General features: G+C 69.4%; 3 protein-coding genes. 1 reads left to right on the forward strand and 2 read right to left on the reverse strand.

Annotation, left to right across the window (positions count from 1 at the left end; genetic code table 11):
* Together sphsw_RS12085 and sphsw_RS12090 are read right to left on the reverse strand one after the other, a co-directional pair.
* Window positions 1–481 (reverse strand): EI24 domain-containing protein (locus tag sphsw_RS12085; protein WP_031440837.1); only part of this gene is annotated, 481 nt, incomplete at its 3' end.
* Between the two features lie 49 nt (window positions 482–530).
* Window positions 531–1094, reverse strand: a complete 564-nt coding sequence (locus sphsw_RS12090) for a helix-turn-helix domain-containing protein (protein ID WP_031440838.1) — start codon at window positions 1092–1094, stop codon at window positions 531–533.
* A gap of 105 nt (window positions 1095–1199) precedes the next feature.
* On the opposite strand from sphsw_RS12090, the gene sphsw_RS12095 reads away from it, so the two are divergent.
* Window positions 1200–1577 (forward strand): DUF6456 domain-containing protein (locus tag sphsw_RS12095; protein ID WP_042467166.1); only part of this gene is annotated, 378 nt, incomplete at its 3' end.

Genomic DNA, 1577 nt, shown 5'->3' on the forward strand with positions numbered 1-1577 from the left:
CGCGCCCGAGCAGCCAGCCATTGACCACGAAAAACGCCGCCGCGGTCCCCACACCGGTGACGAGCAGGCCGATATAGACGGGCACCATCAACAGGTTGACGAGCAGCACGCGGAACGCCGAGCGCAATCCCATCGCCAGGCTGCGCGCGAACGGCACGGGTCGCGCGGTAGCCAGACTGGCGGGATAATGTCGCGCCTCGACCGCGGCGACGACATCGTCGGCGAAGATCCCGACGACCGCGATGGCGACCGCGCGAAACAGGATCCAGACCGCGAGGATGGTCAGGAACAGCGCGACCGCGGCGGCGATCCCGGCCTGGTCGCTGCCGAGCCAGGCGGCGAAAATCGCCTTTGCGCCCAGCCACATGAGCAGGCCGAGCGCGGCGAAGACGAGCAATGTCACCGCCATCGACTTGGCGAAGACGCGCAGCACCGGCGGATCGCCGAGCTGGCCGAGCGAGAGGAAGAAACCGCGGATCATGCGGCAGCGATGGCCCGCCGCCCTCGGGCCGTCAACGTTGGGCTGCGACTCAGAGCGTGCGGATCAGGCGGACGGCGCGGGCGATCCAGACGGGGCGCTCGATCTGCTGGGGCGCGGCATCGTCGCCGACCGGAATAAGCGTGGGACTGCCGTCGGTTAGCGCGACCAGACGGCCAAAGGCGAAGCGGCCGGCGGGGCGGGGGACGAGCACGTCGCGGTAGAGCGCGCTCTCGAATTCGTCGGGGCCGAGCGTGGTGCACCAGAGCACGTCGCCGGTGCGGTAGTCGCCGACGCCGGCGGCCACCGTGACCGCGACCTGACCCGGCTCGACATGCGGCGGGGTGGCGAGGTTGGGGCGGGTAGGGGCTTGAATTCCGGTCGAATCCAGGATCGCGACGACGGGCAGATCGGCGCGTTCGGGCATCGTTACGAGATCGACCGCGGCGACGTCGAGCGCGGCGGCGATCCGGTTGAGCCAGCCGACCGACACGGTCCGCGTCCCCGTCTCGAGCCGGCCGATCGTCTGCGCAGTTGTCGGGGGATCACAACGCCTTGCGACGTCGTCGAGCGTTAGTCCCTTGGCGCGGCGGACGGCACGGATAGCAGTGATCATCGACAGGCTCCGTCGCTTGTACAAACCAGATAGGTTAGTTTCTCTTGCAATTTCTGGTCGAATATGGCAAGACAGACGGGACTCGGCAAATGGAAAGGGCGGCGCATGCAGGATCTGATCGAGGTCGCGATCGACGGGCGGGGCATGCGGCGGGATGCTGACAGGGAAGGTGAGCGGGAAGCTGACAGGGTCGGTGAGCGGGAGGTGCAGAGGGAAGGTGTAACCCGGGGCGGGCGGAGCGTGACGGTCAACCGGGCGGAGTCGCCGCTGACCTGGCTGCGGTCGCGCGGGCTGATCGATGCGCGCCAGTTTGCGGCGGGCGAGCGGTTGCGCGCGGCGTACGAGACCGCGTCGATCGCGCCGAGCGTGACGATGCGCTGGACGCCGCAGGTCGATGGCGGCGGGCAGGATGCGCTCGACCCGACCGTCGCGCAGATCGCGGCGAAGCGGCGGTTCGATGCGGCGATCGCGGCGGCGGGGCCG

Origin of the sequence: Sphingomonas sp. FUKUSWIS1 (genome assembly GCF_000733135.1) — a bacterium.
In the GTDB taxonomy this organism is placed as follows: Bacteria; Pseudomonadota; Alphaproteobacteria; order Sphingomonadales; family Sphingomonadaceae; genus Sphingomonas; species Sphingomonas aerolata.